Consider the following 19,321-nt stretch of genomic DNA (forward strand, 5'->3'; position numbering starts at 1 on the left):
AGGCTCCGGCTTTCATGATCCACTTCTGCTGATCGGCCTGTCTGCCCCGCCGGTTGCCGCCGCGCGCCCGGCAGTCCGGACCGCCGCCGAGCGGCACCGGTCGAAGGGGGCCTGGGGCCGCAAGACCGACCACCGGGCCGGGGTGCGGGCGCGGAGCGCGCTCCGGGCGGCTTGAGGCAGGTCCAACGCGCGTACCGCCGTCGAGGTGGGAGTGCACGTGGACGCCGTGCGCACGTGGCGGGGCCGGTTCGCGGACCCGGACTTCCGGCCCGGGGGGCCCGGGTCCTGGACCGGTACGCCCGCGACCGGGGCCGGGCGCGAGCGGTGCCGGTCAACCACGCGGCGTCCACACCGGTCGCCCGGCCGGGAAACCCCGGCCGGGCGACCGGCCGAACTCCTCGCGGCCCGGACGACCGGCCGCGTGTGGCAACGGCTCCTGGGCGCCGGCCGGACTCCTCGCGGACAGGGCCCGGGGGCGTGGTCCTCGGTGCGTGTGGTGACGAGGGCCGGCCGCCGTACGGCACGGTGATGAGTTCCACGGCGTGGCCCGCCGGGTCCATGAAGTGCACGCCGCGGCCACCGTCGTTGCGGTTGATCGTGCCGGGCTGCTGCCGCCGGGGGTCGGCGTAGTGCTCCACGCCGCGCTATGCCTCACCCGGCCGGTGACCGACACGCGATGTTGCCGTGGGCCCTAGCCTTGATCCACTCGGCGGGTCGACAGCAGCCGGTCGACCAGCCCGTCGACGTAGTCCGGGGCGAGCGGGACCATGCCGAACAGGACGCGGACGTACATCGGGGCCAGGACGTGGTCCAGCACGTCGAACGCGTCGGGTGCGTCCTCGCCGCGGGCGCGGGCGCGGTCGAGCACGGACTGCAACTGCCGGGTGCGTTCGGCCCGGAGCTCCTGACCCGCCCGCACCCCCTGCTCGCCGCTGCCGGACAGGGCGACGGCCAGGTGCAGCACCGCCGGACCGTCGGGTCCGGTGATCTCACGGGCCACCTGGGCCGCGTACGTGCGCAGGTCGCCGGCCAAGCTCCCGGTGTCGGGCATCGGTGAGCGCGCGTTGAGGCGGGTGAGCGCCACGTCGGTGAGCAGCTTCTCCAGGCTGCCCCACCGGCGGTAGATGCTGCTGTCCGCCACGCCCGCGCGGGCCGCGACCTCGCCGACGGTGAAGTTGCCGTAGCCGCGTTCGCCGATCAGCTCGGTGACGGCCTGGTGCACCTGGGCGCCGACGCGGGCGCTGCGCCCGCCGGGACGCCGGGCTTGCTGTCGCTCGTTCACGCCGCCACCTTAACGCAGTTGCCGCTTGCGTTTGTGGCGGGGGCTCCCTACAGTCATCTAACGCAGTCGCCGACTGCTTTAGGTGGCCGGGTCACACCGACACCCACGCCGCATCCGGCCGGATGCGAGCAACGATCGGAAGGGGGGCCCATTGACGGCATCACATGCGGACGCGAGCAGTCGACCGAACCGGGCCGTGCTGCTCGCGGTGACCTGCCTGGGCCAGTTCATGGTCCTGCTCGACAACACGGTCGTCGGAGCGGCGCTGCCCGACATGCAGCAGCGGCTGCACACCCAGCTGACCGGTCTGCAGTGGATCATCGACGCGTACGTCCTGCTGGTCGCCATGCTGCTGCTGTCCGGAGGGATCTTCGCCGACCGGTTCGGCCGCAAGCGGGTGTATCTGATCGGCGTGGCGGTGTTCACCGCCGCCTCCGTGCTGTGCAGCCTCGCGCCCTCGCTCGGCTGGCTGGTCGTCGGCCGGGTGCTGCAGGGCGTCGGGGCGGCGGCGCTGAGCCCCGCCTCGCTGGCCCTGCTCGCCGCCGCCCATCCCGTGCCGCAGGAGCGGATCAGGGCGATCGGGCTGTGGGCCGGACTCAGCGGGATCGGCCTGGCCGCGGGCCCGGTGGCCGGCGGCGTGCTGACGGACGCCTTCGGCTGGCCCGCGATCTTCCTGGTCAACCTGCCCGTCGGCGCGGTCCTGCTGCTGGTCGGCCTGCGCCACCTCGATGAGTCCCGCAATCCGGGCGCTCCCGCGGTCGACGTCCCGGGGACGGTGCTCTCCGTGCTGGGCGTGGGGACGCTGACCTACGGGCTGATCGAGGGCGGCGCCCGCGGTTGGCTGTCGTCGGTGGTCCTGGGGAACTTCGCCGCCGCGGCGGTCCTCCTCGCCGCCTTCGTCGCCGTGGAGGCGCGCGCTTCCGCTCCGATGCTGCCGCTGCGGCTGTTCCGGCAACGGCTGTTCACCGTCTCCAACACCGCCATGGGCGCGGTGGGGTTCGCGCTCATGGGCTCGTCGTTCTTCTTCTCCCAGTTCTTCGTGTCCGTCCAGGACAGTTCGGTCCTGCGCGCCGGCCTGCAGACCCTTCCCGCCACCCTCGCCATGGTGCTCGTCAGTCCGTACGCGGGCCGGCTCGCCGCCCGGTACGGCTTCCGCGCCGTGGTCACCACCGGTCTGGCCCTGGCGGGCCCGGGGCTGCTGGCGCTCGGCACGGTGCGGGCCGACACCGGCTACGGGAACGTGTGGTGGCGGCTGGCAGTCGTCGGCATCGGCTTCGGCCTGACCCTGTCCCCGCTGACCGGAGCCGCCATCCAGTCGGTCGGCCCGCAGGAGGGCGGCCTCGCATCGGGCATCAGCAGTACCACCCGGCAGGTCGGCGCGGTGCTCGGCGTGGCACTGCTGGGAGCGGTCGTCCGCACCCGGCAGTCCGGCGGCGCACCCTTCGGGACCGGCCTCGACGACGCCTTCCTCGCCGCCGGCGCCGTCACCTCCGCCACCGCCGTGCTCACCGGCCTGTGGCTGGCGAAGGCCAGGCCCGCGGAGCCCGGGCCCGCCGAAGGCTCCGCGACCCCTCAGCGCTCCAGCGGCCCCGGCACGGTCACCGCCTCGGGCAAGGCGTCCGCCGGCGGCCCGAGCTAGACCGGACCCCTCCCCGCCCGTCTCCGCCGTACCCGGGCACACCCCTCCCCGAGGAGAGGTGCCTGGCCACCCGATCCGACCACTCTCCACCCGTTGCCCGCCCACGAACGCGCGGTGTTCCTCAAGCCCCTCGCCACCTCGCCGACCATCGACGTGGGCGCGTACACGTCCTACGAGGACCCGGACGCCGCCACGGAGTTCGAGCGGAGCGACGTCCGCTGCGCTTACGGCCCCGAACACCCGACGACGGGGGTGTCCACCTGCCCGTTCACCGTGTTCGGCGGCCGGTGGGCCGAGGAGGCCCTGGACATCGTCACCGCCGTGCCCAGCCGCGGTGACACGGTCGTCGGCAACGACGTCCGGTTCGGCTACCGGGCCACCGTCATGCCCGGCGTGCGCATCGGGGACGGCGCGATCATCGCGGCCGGAGCCGTGGTCACCGCCGACGTCGAACGGCTGCAGCGCGCCGCCTGGTGGGACCGACCCACGGGCCTCGTCACCGCACACGCCCGCACCGTCATGGCCGGAACCCCGGCCGACCTCGCCCGCATCGCCGCCGAGCACGCCTTGGAGAAGCCGCTGTGACCCACGTGACCATCGAAGAGCACCCGGTGGCCGACGCCGCGGCCGGACCCTACTCCCTCACCACGGGACCGGACGGCGCCCTGTGGTTCACTCTGGTCCACAGCGGCCGGATCGGCCGGATCGTCGGCGCACTCGTCCGCATCGCCCCGGGCAGCGCGACCGCCGGCGCCGACCTCGACGGGCACTACCGCCCCACCCCGCGCCTGCGGCACCGGTGAACGCACCGCGTCGGCCTCGACACGGCGGCGTTCACGTCCGCCGACGCCGTCCGGGGTGCGGTCGGCGGCGGCTCGGCCTGCGGCCCGCGCGATCAGGGGCTCGGGCCAGTGCGGCTGGGGTCACCTTCCCCAGGGCACCGCGCAACGTGCGCTCGCTGGGCTACCGGTGCTGTCCGGTGAACGGGTCCGCGGGCGCACCCTGACGGGCCGACTGCTCCGGGGCTCCGCTTTCAGTACGCCGCTTTCAGTACGCCGCGGTGAAGCGTGAGCGCCGATGCCGCGGGTGCTCGGCCTCGTCGAGCAGTACGACGGCGAGGTCCTCGTAGGAGAGCGTCGACACCCCGTCCCCGTCCGTGACCAGGTCGTTCCCGCCCAGTCGGTAGTTGCCGGTCCGAAGGCCGGGTTCGAGCAGCGCCGGGGGGCTCAGGTAGGTCCAGTCCACGGTTGTCTCGGCGCGGCAGACGTCCAACTGGGCGGCACACGCGCTTGCTATGGGCAGCCAGTCGGCGGGGAAGTCCGGTGCCTGCATCACGGTGCCGCCTCCTGGCAGGGTGAGGGTGGCGGCACCACCCACCAGGAGCAGTCGGGCCCCGGTGTGCTTCAGGCCGGCGAGCAGGGCCCTGGTGGCGGTGACGAGTTCGCGCTCGTGGCCGGGGGCGGGACGGGTGGCGGAGATCACCAGGTCCTGCCCCCGGGTCAGCTCCACCACGGACTGGGTGGAGGTGGCGTCGCCGATCTCGGCCAGGGCGCGCGGGGGGAGGTCCGCGAAACGCTCGGCCGTGCGGACCACGGCGGTGACCTCGTGTCCGCGGGACAGGGCCTCGGTCACGACTTGGGTTCCGGCGGCTCCGGCGGCTCCGAAGACGGCAATGCGCATGATGGGGCTCCTTGGGTGGGGAGGGTCAGAACCGAGCGGGCTGCGGGGCGGTGGCGTGCCGCAGTCGAGCGACCAGCAGCGCGACGGGCAGCAGGACCAGGCCGCCGGCGACCAGTTGCCCTCCGGTGGTGGCCAGTACGGGTGCCGGTGGCCGCGGTGCGCAGGGTGAGTCGATCGCCGAGCAGGCCGGCGGAGAGCAGGGCGACGAGCGGTAGCCCGGCGGGCGGGGCGCGCGCCACGGCGGCCAGTAGCGGTCCGTTCGGCGGGAGGAACTCGGTGGTGGTGTAGGAGGTGGTACCCCGGACGGTCGGTGCCAGGGCTGACAGCAGGATGGCCGCAGGTTGATTCCTTAGCGCTAAGGGAAAATATCTCATCGCTAAGGTATTGGCTACCCTGGTTCCGTGACCGATACCGAGGAACCAAACGACCACGTCGACCTGGTGCTCGCCCAGTGGGATCGGCAGTGCCCCGGCCTGGACACCTCTCCGATGGCAGTGATCGGCCGGCTCAAGCGACTCGCCCGCCTGCTGGACGCCGAACTGCGTCCCGCTTTCGCCGAGTTCGGCCTGGACGCGCCCTCCTTCGACATGCTCGCCACACTGCGCCGCAGCGATCCGCCGCACACACTCACCCCCGCCCAGCTGATGCAGGCGGCGATGGTCACCTCGGGTGCGATCAGCCAACGCCTCGACCGGCTGGAGGGCGGCGGCCTCGTCAGCCGTACGCGCAGCGCGACGGACGCCCGCGTGGTCCACGTCGCACTCACCGCACAGGGCCAGGCACTGATCGACCGCGCCCTGCCCGCCCACGTGGCCAACGAGAACCGCCTGCTCGCGGCCTTCGACACCGCCCAGCGCGCAGCCCTCGCCGACACCCTGCGCACCCTGCTGCTCTCACTCGGCGACAAGGCGCCAGCCGACGGCGGACGGGGGGCGGGTCAGCGGCACGCATGAACCCCGAGATCACCCTGAGGCGGAGCTCCGGGAACCGGCACGGCACGGCGGCCACTCCAAGGTCGCCCTGACCGAGCGCCACACCCGCGAAGGCGTGGCGCCCAAGGGCCGGCGCCGTCGTCTCCGCAACGCCTCGGTACGCGGCAATCCCGGCGGCTTCGCGGCAGTGGAACCCGTGCGCGGGTACGCCGAACTCCCGAGCAGCAGCGCCCCCGGCCTCGCTCTCGAGTCCTGTGTGCGGCGATGAGGCCACCGCCGTCTCCGCTGACGGGTCGTGCGCACGCCCGGACGGCATCGTCCGAGGAACGGGCCGCCTCCGGGAGCGTGCCGAATCGGACGACGCCCCCGGACGACGCCCCCATTCGAAAAGAGCACGATCTTCGACCGCCACCGCGCCCTGGCCGCGTCGCCCGCCCCTGCGTCGGGTGCCCGTCGCCCGTGGCACCGGCCGGCGAAGGCCGGTGGCAAGGCCGTGCTGTCACACCTCGCCGGGTGCCGCCGCCTGATGTGCCCGCCCTCCTGCTTCGCGGTCGACCGTTCGACCGATCCGTGGGCGGCCCCGGACCGGCCGGTCGGCGCGGCCTTGGCCGCCGGTCGGGGGAGGCGCGGTGGGCCGCCTCGGTCCGGCTGGGGCATCGGGTCGACTCCGTCCCGAAGTGCCGCGTCCCCGAACCGCACCCCGCTCCGAGCCCGGCCTGACACCGGGTCAGGCCGGGGCCCGCGCGGCACCCGTGTCCATGCGCTCCACGACCGGCGGCCCGTCGGCAGGGCTGCGGGCCGGGGGGGCGGGTGCCGTCGCGGACGGCCGGTCAGGCGGGCCGGAGGGCTGAGCGTCCGTGCCGCCAGGTGTCCAGCAGGCGGGCCGCGAGCCGGTCCTCCAGGAGCACGGTGGCGTCCGCGCCGAAGGCCACGTCGGCTGCCAGGTGGGGTTCGTCCTCGAGGAGTCCGCCGATGACCTCGCGGCGCACGACCTGCTCGTGGACGGCGTCCGCCTCGACGTGCTCGGCGTAGAACCGCACGGCGGCCGCGCCCGCCCCGGCGCGCCGCATCGCGGCGGCCAGCCGGCGCGAGCCGGGCGGGGAGGTGACCTCGACGCAGGCGAAATGGCCGACCAGGGCGCCCCGCAGCGCCCGGCGCAGGCCGAAGAGCGTCATCAGGTTGACGGTGGCGAGCACATCGGCGGCCGCGACCGGCAGGTAGTGGCCGTAGGCGGTGTCCAGGTCCAGATCGGTCATCAGGTCGGCGAAGAGCCGGGCGTGGACGTCCTCCGCCCGGCCGGCGCCGAACTCGTCGTACTCGATGGCCACCATGGCGGCCTTGGCCCGGCCGCGCAGGCGGGGGATGACCCAGGCGTGCGGGTCGGCCTCCTTGAGGTGGTACAGCGAGCGCAGCGCGGCGTACTCCCGTAGCTGCCACAACTCGCCCTCGTGCTCCAGGTGGTGGGCGACGCTGCCGCGGTGGTCGAGGGGCTCCACCAGCAGTTCGCCGAACACCTCCTCGGTGCCGCGGCCGGCGGGGACGTCGGCGCGCAGCGCGGCGAGGAAGCGGTCCTCCAGCGCCCGGCGCAGCGGCATGAGTGCCGGGTCCCACTCGCGGTCCTCGGCCACTGCGGCGAAGCCGCGGTAGTGCAACTCGTAGAGCAGGTAGAGGGCCAGTTGCAGGTCCTCGCCGTAGGGGTCGGCCCTCGCCGCTTCGCGCGGGTCGGGTGCGGGCGCCCGCGGGGTGGTGAGCGCGGTCAGCAGGCCGGCCGACAGCGGTCCGCGCGGTGCGGGCAGGGCGGGTTCGGTGCGGCGCCGTCCGGTGGCGGTGGCGGGGGCGGTGGCCTTCACGATTCTCCTTCGCTCCGCTGGTCGTGCCGCTGTTCGCCGTCCGGGGCGTTCGCGGCGGGTCTGCGGTCTCGTGCGCGGTGGCTGGTGTCGCACCACGGATAGGTGCGGCTGCGGCGGCAGGTGCACAGGGCGACGACGAACCGGTCGGAGACGGTGGTCGAGCCGTCGTCGGCGACGACTTCCACCGGTCCTTCGATCAGTACCGGGCCGTCGCGGTCCACCGAGACCCGGCGGGGGCGGTCAGCTGCGTTCGGCACGGACGACCACCAGTTCCTCCCGGTCCTCGTCCGGGGCGATCAGACCCTGGGCCCGCAGCCACGGCAGCCGGCCGGTGAGGACCGGCCCGAAGGGGACGCGGGCGCGTTCGGTGACCGAGCAGCTCAGCCCGGCGTCGGTCAGCTTCCGCACCGTCGCGTCGGCACCGCACAGTCCGGAGTGCACCATCAGCAGCACGCCGTGCGGTTTGAGCAGGGACGGGGCGCGCGCGCAGATCCGGTCGACGAGGTGGCGGCCGTCGCGGCCCGCGTCCCACGCCCGGGCCGGGCCCGCGCGCGGCGGCAGTGCGGCGGGGGACGGTACGTAGGGCGGGTTGGCCACCACCGTGTCGAAGGTCCTGCCGGGCCCGTGCACCGACAGGTCACCGTGCAGGACCCGTACCCGCTTTCGGGCCCGGGCCGCGTTGAGTCGGGTGGTCAGCACCGCCCGCCAGGAGATGTCGGTGGCACAGACCCGGGCGCCCATCCGGGCCGCCAGTACGGCGAGCGCGCCGCTGCCGGTGCACAGGTCCAGGACGTCCGTGCCCGCGGAGACCTTCTCGGCAGTGAGCGCCCGGGCCAGCAGGAAGGTGTCCGCCTGGGGCGCGTAGACCCCGGGCAGCGTCCACACCGTCCCGAGGTCGACGGGTCGCAGAACAGTGGTCGCCATGGGCGGGTACCTCCGGGGAGAAGTGCGATCAGCGGCGCAGCCACCTCCGCCGGGTGCGGGCCCGTCGGCCACGTGATCACCGCGGCCGGTGCCCGACGCCGCTGGAGCGGCGATCACGGCACGTCTGCCCGTTGCCACCGCTTCCACCCCTCCGGTGCCGTCCGGCACCATCCGCGCTCCGGCGGCGCGGCGCTCCCGGGCGGGCAGGGACAACGCTGCCCGGTGGCCGAGGCCCGGTGCTTCACGTCCAACGCCCTTGCCGCGTGAGAGACTCGAGGTCCGGTCCGCTCCGGCGCCGGACCGGACGAGGCAGCCCGGCACGCGCAGCGCGGCAGCCCCCAGGAGTGGGGGCTGCCGCGCTGCACGTGCCGGGTGGATCAGGCGTGACGGTGGTGGTGGCCGTGGTGCTTGTTGCCGGTCACCAGCCGGTAGACGGCGAGGAGGATGACCGAGCCGGCGATGGCGGCGACCCAGGTGGAGAGGTCGAAGAAGCCGTCGATGGAGTCGACGCCGAAGATGACCTTGCCGAGCCAGCCGCCGAGCAGGCCGCCCGCGATGCCGATCAGCATCGTGATGATGATGCCGCCCGGGTCCTTGCCCGGCATCAGGGCCTTCGCGACGGCACCCGCGACCAGGCCGATCAGTATCCAAGCGAGGATGCTCATGTGGTTCTCCTGTTCCTACGAGCGTTGTCGGTGACGGGATCCGTCTTCACGCTGCCGGGATTTCCAAACGCCCGACTTCGATCGCGGCGGCTTCGTGGACCGGTCCGTCCCCGAGACGGGCGGCGGCGCACGGGCGCGGAGGCCCCGCCGGTGGTCGGCGACGACCCGGCACCGTGATCGGCGACATCCGGACGCTGTCGGCCGCGCACCGGGCCCGGCAGCGCCTCCCCGCTCCGGCGGCCCCCGCCCGCTGACACCACGACAGGGCACGGACAGGGTCCAGGGTCCGGGGAGTCGGTTCAACTTCTCGGGGCAGACGTGTCCGTGTCCCGGTCCGCCGTCAACTGTCCCTCCCCGCAGGACTTCCCCGCCGCCACCGCCACCGCCTCCGAAAGGGTCCCGATGGATGCCATCGTGCTGTTGAAGGACGACCACAAGACGGTCGAGAAGCTGTTCAAGGAGTTCGAGAAGGCCGGTGAGAACGCGCACAAGCACAAGCGGGACATCGCCGACAAGGTGATCCGGGAACTCACCGTGCACACCTGGATCGAGGAGAAGATCTTCTACCCGGCCGCCCGGAAGGCCGTGCCGGACACCACCGACCACGTGCTGGAGAGCGTCGAGGAGCACCACGTGGTGCTCTGGATGCTCTCCGAACTCGCCGGACTCGACCCGGCGGACGAGCGCTTCGACGCCAAGATGACGGTGCTGATGGAGAACGTGCGCCACCACGTCGAGGAAGAGGAGGAGGAGTGGTTCCCCGAGGTCCGCAAGGCCGTGGGCCGCAACCGCCTGACCGAACTCGGCGAGGAGATGACGGCCGCCAAGGCGGACGCGCCGAACGACCCGCTCCAGGTGCCCAGCGCCCGCGAGTAGCCGCTCGTCCGCCCCACCCGAGGGACCGCACCCCGCCCCGACCGCCTCCGCGGTGCCCGCGCCGACCGCCGTCCCGGATCACCCGGTCCGGCACCCGGACCGGTCGCAGGCCCGCCCGCCCCCTCCGCCCGGTGCCGGTCGGCGCGGCGGTGGCGGCCGGGTGCGGGAGCGTAGGCTGGGGGTGTCGGTCGCCTTCCGCCGGATCGTGGCCGCCGCCCCGCCGTTCGCAGCCTCCGCTTCCGGAAAACCCTTCCGGGCACGGCCGTCACGGCGTGGGCCCCGCGCTTCCGGACGCGGGGTTCCGGCGGGACGAGGAGGCACCCCATGCCCGCCCGATCGACCGATGCCTGCCCGCACGTGTTCCCGCCGGGCACGTCCCCGCGGGCCGTCCCCGCGACCGGCGTGCCGTTCGCGGTCCGCACCGCCCACCTCGGCACCACCGCACTGGTGCACTTCGACGGCGAGTTGGACATGGATGCCGAACCCGCCGCCCGCGCCGCCCTCGCCCGCGCCACGCGGCGCCCGTACGACTTGCTCGGCCTGATGCTGGACGACGTCACCTTCTTTGCCTGCTGCGGCCTGGCCCTCCTGCTGCACGCCCGCCAGGAGACCGCCCGCCACCACGCCGCACTCGCACTGATCGCCCCGAGCCCGCCCGTGCTGCGCCTGCTGGACGTCTCCGACCTCACCGGGGCCTTCACCTTGCACGCCACCGTCGCCGACGCCTTGGCCGCGCGATCCCGCCGGCCGTGACCACGGGGCGGCCCCGTCCCCGTCGACCGCCTCCGGCGCCCGTGAGCGGCACCGCGCCGAGCCCGGCCCGGCGGCCCGGCTTCGGGCTTTCCCGGTGCGTCCAGGTCAAGTCCTGCGCGTGGGTGCCTCGTTAGTGGGCCGGGGGCTGGTCCAACCGGCGAGGAGGTCGAGGGCGTCGGCGTCGCGGCTGCCGGGGGCGACGCCGCAGACGACGAGGAACAGGCCGTCGTCCGCGGTGAGTTCCATGGTCTCGTAGGTGAAGGTGAGTTCGCCGACCAGCGGGTGGTGGAGGCGTTTGGCTCCGGCGCGGTGGCGGCGGACCTCGTGGCGGGCCCAGCGTTGGCGGAAGGTGTCGCCGCGGGTGGACAGTTCGCCGATCAGGTTGGACAGGGCCTTGTCGTAGGGGTTGCGGCCGGCCTCGGCCCGCAGGGTGGCGACGTTCTGGTCGGCGACGGCGTCCCAGTCGGGGTAGAACTCGGCGGCGGCGGGGTCGAGGAAGGTGAAGCGGGCGGAGTTGGCGGGCCGGGCGGGGCTGTCGAAGACGGGCGCGAACAGGGCGCGGGCGAGGGCGTTGCCGGCCAGCAGGTCCAGGCGGGCGTTGCGGACGTAGGCGGGGACGCCGTTCATCGCCTCCAGCATGTTCCACAGTTCCGGGCGCAGGGTGCGGCGGGCGGGGTGGCGCGGGGTGCGGGCTTCGGCGGCGGTGGCGTTGGCGGCGCGGACGAGGTCGAAGAGGTGGGCGCGTTCGGCGTCGTCGAGGAGGAGGGCGCGGGCGATGGCGTCGAGGACGGCGTCGGTGGCACCGCGGGCGTCGCCGCGCTCCAGGCGGGTGTAGTAGGGGACGCTGACGCCCGCGAGCAGCGCGACTTCCTCGCGGCGCAGGCCCGGGACGCGGCGTGCTCCGCCGAGCGGGGAGGGCCTGAGGCCGGCCTGTTCGGGGGTGACGCGGGCGCGGCGGGTGGTGAGGAAGTCGCGGATCTCGGTGCGTCGGTCCATGTCCCGACACTACGGCCGGCTGCCTCGCGGGGGCACGGGCGTGGGGGACCTCGTCAGGGTCTGTCTCCCGCCCCCGTGGGCGGTCGGGGCGCGGTTGGCTGGAGGGCGTGACCGATCCGTCCGTCCGAGGAGTCGCCCCGATGCCTGCCACCGGCCCGGTTCCGGTGCCGGGCGCCGCGGCTGCCGGGTGCCGTCCGGGGGAAGACCGATCCCCGTCCGTCCGCGACACGCTCCGCCCTGCCCGGCGGCGCCCGTCGAAGCCAGGAGAGTGAATCCATGCGAACGACCACGCTGCACGGAGCCGGTGACGTCCGTGTCGAGGACGTACCCGGCCCGGTGATCGAGAACCCGACGGACGCGGTCGTGCGGGTGCCGCGTGCCGCAGTGTGCGGCAGCGGCCTGCACCCCTACCGCTCCGCCCCCGCCACCGGGCAGGGCCCACGGATGGGGCACGAGTTCCTCGGCACCGTCAAGGTCCCCGCCGCGCTCGACGAGGCGCTGCCGCCCTCGCCGCCGGCGCTGACCGACGTGTTCTGCACCGGCCGCCACGCCGCCGTCACCGCCCGGGTGCGGCCCGGCAGCAGCGTCGCGGTGGTCGGGGACGGCGCGGGGGACGGCGCGGTGGGGCTGTGCGCGGTGCTGGCGGCCAGGCGGCCGGGGGCCGAGCAGGTCGTGCCGATGGGCCGCCACCGGGAGCGCACCGACCTCGGTGCGGAGTGCGGTGCGACCGACGTCGTCCCCGCCGTCGGCGACGAAGCTGCCGAGCAGGTGCGGCAGTTGACCGCCGGGCGCGGTGTGGGTGCGGTCCTGGAGTGCGTCGGCTCGATGCAGACCCTGGCCACCTCCTTCGCCGTGGTGCGCGACGGCGGGACGGTCAGCCGGGTCGGCGTCCCCTCCTGCGGCGACGGCCCGATCGGCACGGAAACGCCCATGCGGAACATCACCCTGTGAACCACCCCCGGCCCGGCCGGGCGCCCGCAGCGCCTGCGGGGCCGGCCGTCGAACGAAAGGGAACACCGTGAAGCACATCAAGCTGCGTGACCTGGAGGTCTCCCGGATCGGCCTGGGAGCGATGGGCATGTCCCAGGGCTACACCGGTGCCGGCACCGACGACGCGGAGTCGATCCGCACCGTCCACCGCGCCCTGGAGCTGGGCGTCACCTTCATCGACACCGCCGAGGTCTACGGCCCCTACACCAACGAGGATTTGGTGGGCCGTGCCCTCAAGGGCCGCCGCGACGAGGTGGTGCTCGCCACCAAGTTCGGCCTGATCTCCCACACCGGCCGGGACGGCGGCACCGACAGCAGCCCGGCCAACGTCCGCGCCGCCGTCGAGGGCTCGCTCAAGCGCCTGGGCACCGACCGGATCGACCTGTACTACCAGCACCGCGTCGACCCCGGCACCCCCGTCGAGGAGACCGTCGGCGCGCTCGCCGAGCTGGTCGCGGAGGGCAAGATCGGCCACATCGGCCTCTCCGAGGCCGGACCGGAGACCATCCGCCGCGCCCACGCCGTCCACCCGATCACCGCGGTGCAGTCCGAGTACTCCCTGTTCACCCGCGACCCCGAAGCCCGCGTCCTGCCCGCGCTGCGGGAGCTGAACATCGGCTTCGTGCCGTTCTCCCCGCTCGGCCGCGGCTTCCTGACCGGCGCCATCCGCGACACCCGGCAGTTCGACGCCACCGACTTCCGCGCCGACAACCCCCGCTTCACCGGCGAGAACTTCGAGCACAACCTGCGCCTGGCCGACCGGGTCGCCGCCGTCGCCGCCGAGGTCGACGCCACCCCGGCGCAGGTCGCGCTGGCCTGGCTGCTCGCCCAGGGCGACTCCATCGCCCCGATCCCCGGCACCAAGCGGGTGGCCCGCGTCGAGGAGAACACCGCCGCCGACGCCCTCCGCCTCACCGACGAGCAGCTCACCGCGCTCAGCAGCCTGCCCCCGGCCGCCGGCGACACCCACAACGAGGCCCAGATGCGGATGATGGAACGCTGATGGGCGGCACCAACCCGCGCAGCGCCCCGGACCTGACCCGCCGCCACGCCCCCGACCTCACCGACCGCACCGACGACGTCCTGCTCACCGACGTCCGGCAGCGCCCCGGCCCGTCCCCGCGCGAGCGCAGCCCGATCACCGTCGCCGCCCTGGTCGCCCCCGGGCGCGACGCCCGGCTGCGCCGCTCCCCCGACAACGGCCCCGCCCGCGCCGAACTCACCGAGACCACCACCCACCCGGCCTGCTACGCCGGCCGGCCCGCCGCCACGGGTGCCACCACCGCCGCGGCCCGGGCCACCGAAGCGGACGACCGCCCCACCACCCCCTGACCGGCCGACTTCTCAGGAGAGTCCCGTGCAGTACGTCACCTTGAACAACGCCGTCGAGATGCCGATCCTCGGCTTCGGCGTCTACCAGATCCCCGCGGACAAGACCGAGCGGGCCGTCACCGACGCCCTCGCCGCCGGCTACCGGCTGCTGGACACCGCCGCCGCCTACGGCAACGAGGAGGCCGTCGGCCACGCCATCAAGAACAGCGGCATCCCGCGCGAGGAGCTGTTCGTCACCACCAAGCTGTGGGTCCAGGACGCCCCCGCCCAGGACAACACCCGCCGCGCCCTGGAGACCTCGCTGGCCGAGCTGGGCCTCGACCGCGTCGACCTGTACCTGATGCACCAGCCCTACGGCGACGTCTACGGCCAGTGGCGCGCCATGGAGGCCGCGCAGCACGAGGGACTGGCCCGGGCGATCGGCGTCGCCAACTTCCACCCCGACCGCCTCCTGGACCTGATCATCAACAACGAGACCGCCCCGCAGGTCAACCAGATCGAGACCCACCCGTTCTTCCAGCGCGGCGCCGACCACGCCCTGATGCGCGAGCACGGCGTCCAGCACCAGGCGTGGGGCGGCTTCGCCGAAGGCAAGAACGACCTGTTCACCCACCCCGTCCTCAGCGGGATCGGCGAGGCGCAAGGCAAGTCCGTCGCCCAGGTCGTGCTGCGCTGGCTGATCCAGCGCGACATCGTCACCATCCCCAAGTCCGTCAACCCCGACCGGATGGCGCAGAACCTCGACGTCTTCGACTTCGCCCTCACCGACGACCAGATGGCCGCCGTCGCGGCCCTCGACACCGGCAAGACCCTGTTCTTCGACCACCACGACCCCGAGATGGTCGCCTGGCTCAGCAAGCGTCGCCTCGACAACTGACCTGTGCCTCCACCCGGCCCCGGGCGCCCCGGCACACCATGCCGGGGCGCCCGCCCGCACCCGGGCCCGGGCGCCCCGGCGGGAACCACTTCAACGGCGGGCGCACCACCCCGGCCGTCGGGACCACCGAACTCCTCGCCCGCAAGGCCGCCGAACGCACCGGCTGCCACGTCCACCGCACCGAGGCCGCCGACCCTCGTCCCGACAGCTACGACGAGACCGTGCGCCGCGACGTCCGCGACGTTCGTAGGGCGAGTACGGGGCACCGGCGGTGGGGGCGTCATCGGTGGCCGCGGCGGGCCTGCCGTGGTCCTCGCTCGGGGGCGGCGGGGTCGGCGGGGTGGAGTTCGATGGCGCGGCGTAGGGGTTCCATGCGTTGGGGGAGGGGTTGCCAGCCGGGTTGGCCGGCCATGTCGGTGTTGAGGTCGTGGATGGCGCGGGCGTAGGCGCGGGCCAGGCCGCGGAAGTGGAGGGGGAGGCCGGGGCGGGGGTGGCCGCTGGGGGCGATGCTGACCCACAGGGCGTCGGTGGTCTCGTTGCCGGGGCCGGGGGGTTGGGCGGCGTCGCGGACGGTGAGGCGGGCGCGGGCGGCGAGCCAGTGGCGCAGCGCGGCGCGGGTGGTGCCGGAGAGGGCGACTGTCTCGGTGGCGGGCGGGGCGTGCGGGTCGCGGTGCTGGGGGAGCCGGGTGAGGCGGATGGTGCCGTGGCGCAGGTCGACGTCGTGGGTGCGCAGGGCGCAGAGTTCGCCGGCCCGGCACCCGGTGTCCAGCACGGTGCCGATGATGGCGAGGATGCGAGTGCGGGCGTCGCCCTGGCCGGGGCGGGCCGCGTGTTCCAGGTGGGCGAGGAGGATGCCGCGCGGGCGGGCGGCGACCACCGACCGGAGCGCGACCTTGGGCAGGTCGCGTTCGGGGAGGGTGAGGGGGACGCCTGCCTGGACGCCGAGGATGCGCAGGCAGTCCTCCCGCACGCGGATGGACGCGGGCGAGGGGTGCTCCGGCCGTGCGGCGGGTCTGCGCCGCAGCAGGCCCCGTTCGGCGGCCGTGAGGTAGGCGGCGAGGGTGTCCGGGGCGAGGAGCGCGGCGAGGGAGCGGGCGGCCGTCGGCGGGATCGCGCCGCGTTCCAGGGCGGTGCGCAGTTCCCCGGCCACCCAGCGCAGTTGCTTCGCCCGGGAGGCGCCCGTGGGGGGTTCGCAGGCGCGGTCGACCACGGCGCTCAGGGCTTCGAGGGAGGGGGCCGCCGCCGTCGGAGTGTCCGCCACGGGGCCACCCTAGCGCCGGGCGGAACGGGTCCTCGGGCGGACGGTCCCCGGCACGTCCTCACAGGAGGACAATAACTGGCTTGAAGCGCGACCGTCCGATCAGAAACGGTCGGGTGGTGACGGCTCTCCCCGGGCCGTCCCGTCTCAGTGGTGACCGCCCTTCGGCAACGGGCGAGGAGCCCGGAGCCGGGCAACCGGTGAGAGGTGATAGGTCGCAGACAGAAGGGGTGCCAGTACTGCCGGAAAAGGTTCGGGGCCGACAGGACACATCGACAGGCACCCGGGGGAGGAAGCCGCCCGGTGCCACGGTCCGGGCCGTCGGGCGGCGAGCCGCGCCCACTGCGAGCAGACCGTCAGGGTCCGGCTCGTCGCCCTCCCGCGGTCGCCGCCGACCGGGACCGGACGGGTCACCGGCACGGGCGACAGCGACGAGTCCGCGATCCGTCCGGCCGTCGACCGCACCGGCACCTCGAGCACTGGGCGCCGGTCGGACGCGGTCGGCCCCTCCGGGGTGTTCAGGCCGCGGGCGGGAGCTCGGCCGGACGGCGGCGCGCGGTGGCCGGCAGGGGGATGAGGGCGAGCGCCGCAGCGCGTCCTGGGCCGGCCGCTCCGGGGAGGCGTCGGCGCGGTGGGCAGCTCGCCGGACGGCAGCGGCCGGACCTGGTACGGCGTCATGCCGCTGTCCTGGCGAGGAGGGTGCGGGCGGCGTGCTCCAGCGGGGCGGCGGCGACGTGTCCGGCCGGGTGGTGCACGCCGTACGGCGGCACGCCGAGCGAGAACGCGTAGCCCTTCGCCGCCGCCACGCCGACCTGGAGCGTGCCGGACCGGCCGGGGCCGGTGGTGACGGCCACCGCGTCGGCGTCGGCGAGGGTCAACCCGGCGCGCTCCAAGGCCGTACCGCCGTAGCGGGCGTGCCCGTCCGGGCTGGAGGCCGCCGCCTGCCCGGGCAGCACTCCGTCCCGCGCCGGCCGCGCGCCGGTCTCGTCGCAGGACGGCTCGGTCCCCGGCACCACCGGCGACTTCGCCACCAGCCCGCCCCCACTCCGCAACGGGTTCGTCCTTGCGCGCAGGGTGCACCAGGGGTGGGGCGGGTGTCGCCGCCCGCGCTCGCGCCCCGGGCGGTCGCCGGGCATTCTTGCGAGAAGTAAGCAGTTGCACATTCTCTGCAATAAGGTGGCGAGGTGGACCCTTCGGTGATCGCAGGCGGCCGGACCGGAGCGCAGGACCCGGGCGGACGGACAGCCGGGCCCCGTACCGACCACCCGGACTTCGGCACGCTCGTACGCGACGAGGGCGCCGACCTGGTGGTGTGTCACGTGTGCGGGCAGGGCTTCCGCGCCCTGGGTTCCCACCTGCGCAGCCACGGCCTGAGCGCCGACGAGTACCGCACCCGCTACGGGCTGCGCCGTCTTCGCTCGCTGAGTTCGCGGGCCCTGGCCCGCCGCCGGTCCGTGCGCCAGGCGGCGGACTTCCGCACCTCGGCCGAGCTGCGGGAGCGGCTCGCGACCGGCCACGCCATGTCCCGCTCCGGAGAACTCCGGCGTGCCGCAGCGAACAGGGCGGGTGAGCCGCAGCCGGAGGAACTGGTCCGCACCCGCGCGGCCCAGCTGGACGCCGGACGCCGCACCCAGTCCACCCGCAGGGCGCGACGACTGCGCGAAGCACTCGACGGGTTGGGCTTCGACGACCTCGAAGACGCCCTGCGCACCCTCTACGTCCGCCGGGAGGGCGACATCGACGCGGTCGCCGCCCACCTGCGGGTGGGACGGGCCAGGGTGCGCGCCCTGCTGGAGGAGTACGGGATCCCCCTGCGCCCCACGGGTGTGAACTCCGCCGCCGGACGCCGCTCCCGGGTCGGGCTCAACGACGCGCACGCCGCCCGCCGGGTCGGCACCCACGACATCAGGCAGTGGCTGGCCGAGCGCCGGGCGGCCGGGGCGACCCTGGGCGACCTCGCCGGGGAGACCGGGCGCAGCATCCCGTGGGTCGCGGCCCGGCTCGACGGGCGGCGGTCGGCCAGTGCCGTCCGCGCCTACGGCCCGTAGGCCCCCGCCGCTCCCGTCCCGTCCGAGGCGTCGGGATCCCCGCCCGTGCCACCGCGGACCGCTCGGGCCACCGCGGACCGCCCGGGCGCTTCTCGGAACGACGCCGACCGGAGGGCGGGACCGGTCAGAATGGGCCCGCCATGGCAGCCGCCCCCCGCCTCCAGCCGCCCCGTCCGGCCGCGCTCGACGTGCGGCTGGTGCGGGCCGCCGCGTTCGCCGCGGCGGGCGCGGTGCTCGGTTCGGCCGGGCACGCCGCCGGGTGCGGCGGCCTTGCGTGGCGGCCGCTCGCGGCGGGCTGGCTGTTCGTGTTCTCGGCGTCGGTGGTGGCCGCCGCCCGGCGGCGCGGCCCGCTGGCCGCCACCCTGGCCGCCGCACTCGGGCAGATGCTGTCCCACCTGCTGTTCCGGCTCGCCTGGAGGCCGGACGGCTCCGCCCCGGTGCTCTGCCCGGTGCCGGGCCGTCGGCGGCGGACGTGCCGCGAACAGGTGCCCGGGCCGCTCGAACGCCATCAGCGTCGTACGGGCCAACGCGGTGCTGTGGCGGAGGAGTTGGCGGGGCGCACCGCTTCGGCGGCCCCTCTCCGGGGCGGTCCGAAACCGCCTCTCGCGGGTGGCGGGCCCCGCCGGGGTCCGGCCGTCGACGGCGGTGGTCGGTGGTGCGGCCCGGGCTCAGCCGTGGCGGGAGGGGGTGGCGGCGAGTCGGGCGAGCAGGGCGATCACGTTGATGCGCGCGGTCTTGTCGTTCGTCGCCGCCTGGTGGGCGTCGATCATCTGCTGGTCCACGTCGTCGCCCGGTGCGGCGAGGCCCACCCGCATCAGGTCGACGGCGTACGCGACGTACCGGGCGTGGTCGGCCGCGGCAGTGGTGGCCGTGACGTGGTCGATGCGGGCCGGGTCCGCGCCGCGGATCAGCGCGGGGGTGGGCGGCGGGCCCAGCACGTCCGCGATCCACTGCACGAGGGCCTCCCGGGAGCAGCCCGGTTCCAGCGCGCAGGACTCCGCGGCGGCGAGCGCCAGGCGGATCAGCAGCAGGCCGAACCACTGGCCGGCCTCGGCGGGAGGCGTCCGCCCGCCGGCCGGTGGCATCACGGACTCGTACAGACCGGCGGTGTCGCCGGCCCGTACGGCGGAGATGACGGCGCCCACGGCCGTGTCGATGGCATCCTGCTCGCTGGTCACGCCGCTGGTTCCCCTCGGAAGTCTGTGACGGGCTATCAACG

21 protein-coding genes and 1 pseudogene are annotated in these 19,321 nt (G+C 74.8%); 11 read left to right on the plus strand and 11 right to left on the minus strand.

Annotated elements, in window-relative coordinates:
• Positions 1-509: 509 nt before the first annotated feature.
• Together ACIP60_RS01540 and ACIP60_RS01545 are read right to left on the minus strand one after the other, a co-directional pair.
• Positions 510-644: pseudogene (locus ACIP60_RS01540) on the minus strand (VOC family protein); the annotation flags it as partial.
• Between the two features lie 47 nt (positions 645-691).
• Positions 692-1,282 carry a TetR/AcrR family transcriptional regulator gene (locus tag ACIP60_RS01545; protein WP_400678901.1) on the minus strand — a complete coding sequence of 197 codons (591 nt, stop codon included), beginning with the start codon at positions 1,280-1,282 and terminating at the stop codon, positions 692-694.
• Between the two features lie 151 nt (positions 1,283-1,433).
• Here ACIP60_RS01545 and ACIP60_RS01550 point away from each other — a divergent pair, with 151 nt between their 5' ends.
• The 3 genes from ACIP60_RS01550 (at position 1,434) to ACIP60_RS01560 (ending at position 3,724) form a co-directional block, all read left to right on the plus strand.
• The gene (locus ACIP60_RS01550; protein WP_400678902.1) at positions 1,434-2,921 is read left to right on the plus strand and encodes an MFS transporter; all 1,488 of its coding nucleotides are present in this window, start codon (positions 1,434-1,436) and stop codon (positions 2,919-2,921) included.
• Positions 2,922-3,014: 93 nt separating this feature from the next.
• Positions 3,015-3,506 (plus strand): DapH/DapD/GlmU-related protein, encoded by a 492-nt coding sequence (locus ACIP60_RS01555; protein ID WP_400678903.1) that lies wholly within the window; start codon positions 3,015-3,017, stop codon positions 3,504-3,506.
• The gene (locus ACIP60_RS01560; RefSeq protein WP_400678905.1) at positions 3,503-3,724 is read left to right on the plus strand and encodes a hypothetical protein; all 222 of its coding nucleotides are present in this window, start codon (positions 3,503-3,505) and stop codon (positions 3,722-3,724) included. Before ACIP60_RS01555 ends, ACIP60_RS01560 begins: the two co-directional genes overlap by 4 nt.
• A 244-nt stretch (positions 3,725-3,968) precedes the next feature.
• Here the strand turns inward: ACIP60_RS01560 and ACIP60_RS01565 are convergent, their stop codons facing one another.
• Positions 3,969-4,601 (minus strand): NAD(P)-dependent oxidoreductase, encoded by a 633-nt coding sequence (locus ACIP60_RS01565; RefSeq protein WP_400678906.1) that lies wholly within the window; start codon positions 4,599-4,601, stop codon positions 3,969-3,971.
• A 401-nt stretch (positions 4,602-5,002) separates the two neighbouring features.
• Between ACIP60_RS01565 and ACIP60_RS01570 the strand changes: the two genes are divergently transcribed.
• Positions 5,003-5,554, plus strand: a complete 552-nt coding sequence (locus ACIP60_RS01570) for a MarR family winged helix-turn-helix transcriptional regulator (RefSeq protein ID WP_400678907.1) — start codon at positions 5,003-5,005, stop codon at positions 5,552-5,554.
• A gap of 809 nt (positions 5,555-6,363) precedes the next feature.
• On the opposite strand, the gene ACIP60_RS01575 is transcribed toward ACIP60_RS01570, so the two are convergent.
• From ACIP60_RS01575 to ACIP60_RS01590, 4 genes are all read right to left on the minus strand, one after another.
• Positions 6,364-7,383 carry an iron-containing redox enzyme family protein gene (locus ACIP60_RS01575; protein WP_400678908.1) on the minus strand — a complete coding sequence of 340 codons (1,020 nt, stop codon included), beginning with the start codon at positions 7,381-7,383 and terminating at the stop codon, positions 6,364-6,366.
• Entirely contained in the window at positions 7,380-7,640 is a 261-nt protein-coding gene (locus tag ACIP60_RS01580; RefSeq protein ID WP_400678909.1) for a CDGSH iron-sulfur domain-containing protein, read from the minus strand. Before ACIP60_RS01580 ends, ACIP60_RS01575 begins: the two co-directional genes overlap by 4 nt.
• Positions 7,624-8,307: a HemK2/MTQ2 family protein methyltransferase gene (locus ACIP60_RS01585; RefSeq protein WP_400678911.1), complete on the minus strand. Its 684-nt coding sequence runs from the start codon at positions 8,305-8,307 to the stop codon at positions 7,624-7,626. Before ACIP60_RS01585 ends, ACIP60_RS01580 begins: the two co-directional genes overlap by 17 nt.
• A gap of 377 nt (positions 8,308-8,684) precedes the next feature.
• Positions 8,685-8,972, minus strand: coding sequence for a GlsB/YeaQ/YmgE family stress response membrane protein (locus ACIP60_RS01590; protein WP_400678912.1), 288 nt, complete (start codon positions 8,970-8,972; stop codon positions 8,685-8,687).
• Positions 8,973-9,374: 402 nt separating this feature from the next.
• On the opposite strand from ACIP60_RS01590, the gene ACIP60_RS01595 reads away from it, so the two are divergent.
• Positions 9,375-9,848: a hemerythrin domain-containing protein gene (locus ACIP60_RS01595; RefSeq protein WP_400679905.1), complete on the plus strand. Its 474-nt coding sequence runs from the start codon at positions 9,375-9,377 to the stop codon at positions 9,846-9,848.
• A 324-nt stretch (positions 9,849-10,172) separates the two neighbouring features.
• Positions 10,173-10,601, plus strand: a complete 429-nt coding sequence (locus ACIP60_RS01600; RefSeq protein ID WP_400678913.1) for an anti-sigma factor antagonist — start codon at positions 10,173-10,175, stop codon at positions 10,599-10,601.
• Between the two features lie 105 nt (positions 10,602-10,706).
• On the opposite strand, the gene ACIP60_RS01605 is transcribed toward ACIP60_RS01600, so the two are convergent.
• On the minus strand, positions 10,707-11,597 hold the full coding sequence (locus tag ACIP60_RS01605; protein WP_400678915.1) for a helix-turn-helix domain-containing protein: 891 nt from the start codon (positions 11,595-11,597) through the stop codon (positions 10,707-10,709).
• Positions 11,598-11,873: 276 nt separating this feature from the next.
• Here ACIP60_RS01605 and ACIP60_RS01610 point away from each other — a divergent pair, with 276 nt between their 5' ends.
• From ACIP60_RS01610 to ACIP60_RS01625, 4 genes are all read left to right on the plus strand, one after another.
• Positions 11,874-12,548, plus strand: coding sequence for a zinc-binding dehydrogenase (locus tag ACIP60_RS01610; protein WP_400678916.1), 675 nt, complete (start codon positions 11,874-11,876; stop codon positions 12,546-12,548).
• A 67-nt stretch (positions 12,549-12,615) separates the two neighbouring features.
• Complete coding sequence (locus tag ACIP60_RS01615) at positions 12,616-13,590, plus strand: aldo/keto reductase (RefSeq protein ID WP_400678918.1); 975 nt, start codon at positions 12,616-12,618, stop codon at positions 13,588-13,590.
• Positions 13,590-13,919 (plus strand): carboxymuconolactone decarboxylase family protein, encoded by a 330-nt coding sequence (locus ACIP60_RS01620; protein WP_400678919.1) that lies wholly within the window; start codon positions 13,590-13,592, stop codon positions 13,917-13,919. Before ACIP60_RS01615 ends, ACIP60_RS01620 begins: the two co-directional genes overlap by 1 nt.
• Positions 13,920-13,944: 25 nt before the next feature.
• A complete protein-coding gene (locus ACIP60_RS01625) occupies positions 13,945-14,796 on the plus strand; it encodes an aldo/keto reductase (protein ID WP_400678921.1) in 852 nt (283 codons plus the stop codon).
• 280 nt (positions 14,797-15,076) lie between these two features.
• On the opposite strand, the gene ACIP60_RS01630 is transcribed toward ACIP60_RS01625, so the two are convergent.
• Positions 15,077-16,057: a site-specific integrase gene (locus tag ACIP60_RS01630; protein WP_400678923.1), complete on the minus strand. Its 981-nt coding sequence runs from the start codon at positions 16,055-16,057 to the stop codon at positions 15,077-15,079.
• Positions 16,058-16,728: 671 nt separating this feature from the next.
• Entirely contained in the window at positions 16,729-17,106 is a 378-nt protein-coding gene (locus ACIP60_RS01635; protein WP_400678925.1) for a hypothetical protein, read from the minus strand.
• A gap of 132 nt (positions 17,107-17,238) precedes the next feature.
• Between ACIP60_RS01635 and ACIP60_RS01640 the strand changes: the two genes are divergently transcribed.
• Entirely contained in the window at positions 17,239-18,102 is an 864-nt protein-coding gene (locus ACIP60_RS01640) for a MucR family transcriptional regulator (RefSeq protein ID WP_400678927.1), read from the plus strand.
• 668 nt (positions 18,103-18,770) lie between these two features.
• On the opposite strand, the gene ACIP60_RS01645 is transcribed toward ACIP60_RS01640, so the two are convergent.
• Complete coding sequence (locus ACIP60_RS01645) at positions 18,771-19,280, minus strand: hypothetical protein (RefSeq protein WP_400678928.1); 510 nt, start codon at positions 19,278-19,280, stop codon at positions 18,771-18,773.
• Positions 19,281-19,321 lie beyond the last annotated feature (41 nt).

It is taken from the genome of Kitasatospora sp. NPDC088783, assembly GCF_044750705.1.
GTDB classification, from domain to species: Bacteria; Actinomycetota; Actinomycetes; order Streptomycetales; family Streptomycetaceae; genus Kitasatospora; species Kitasatospora fiedleri.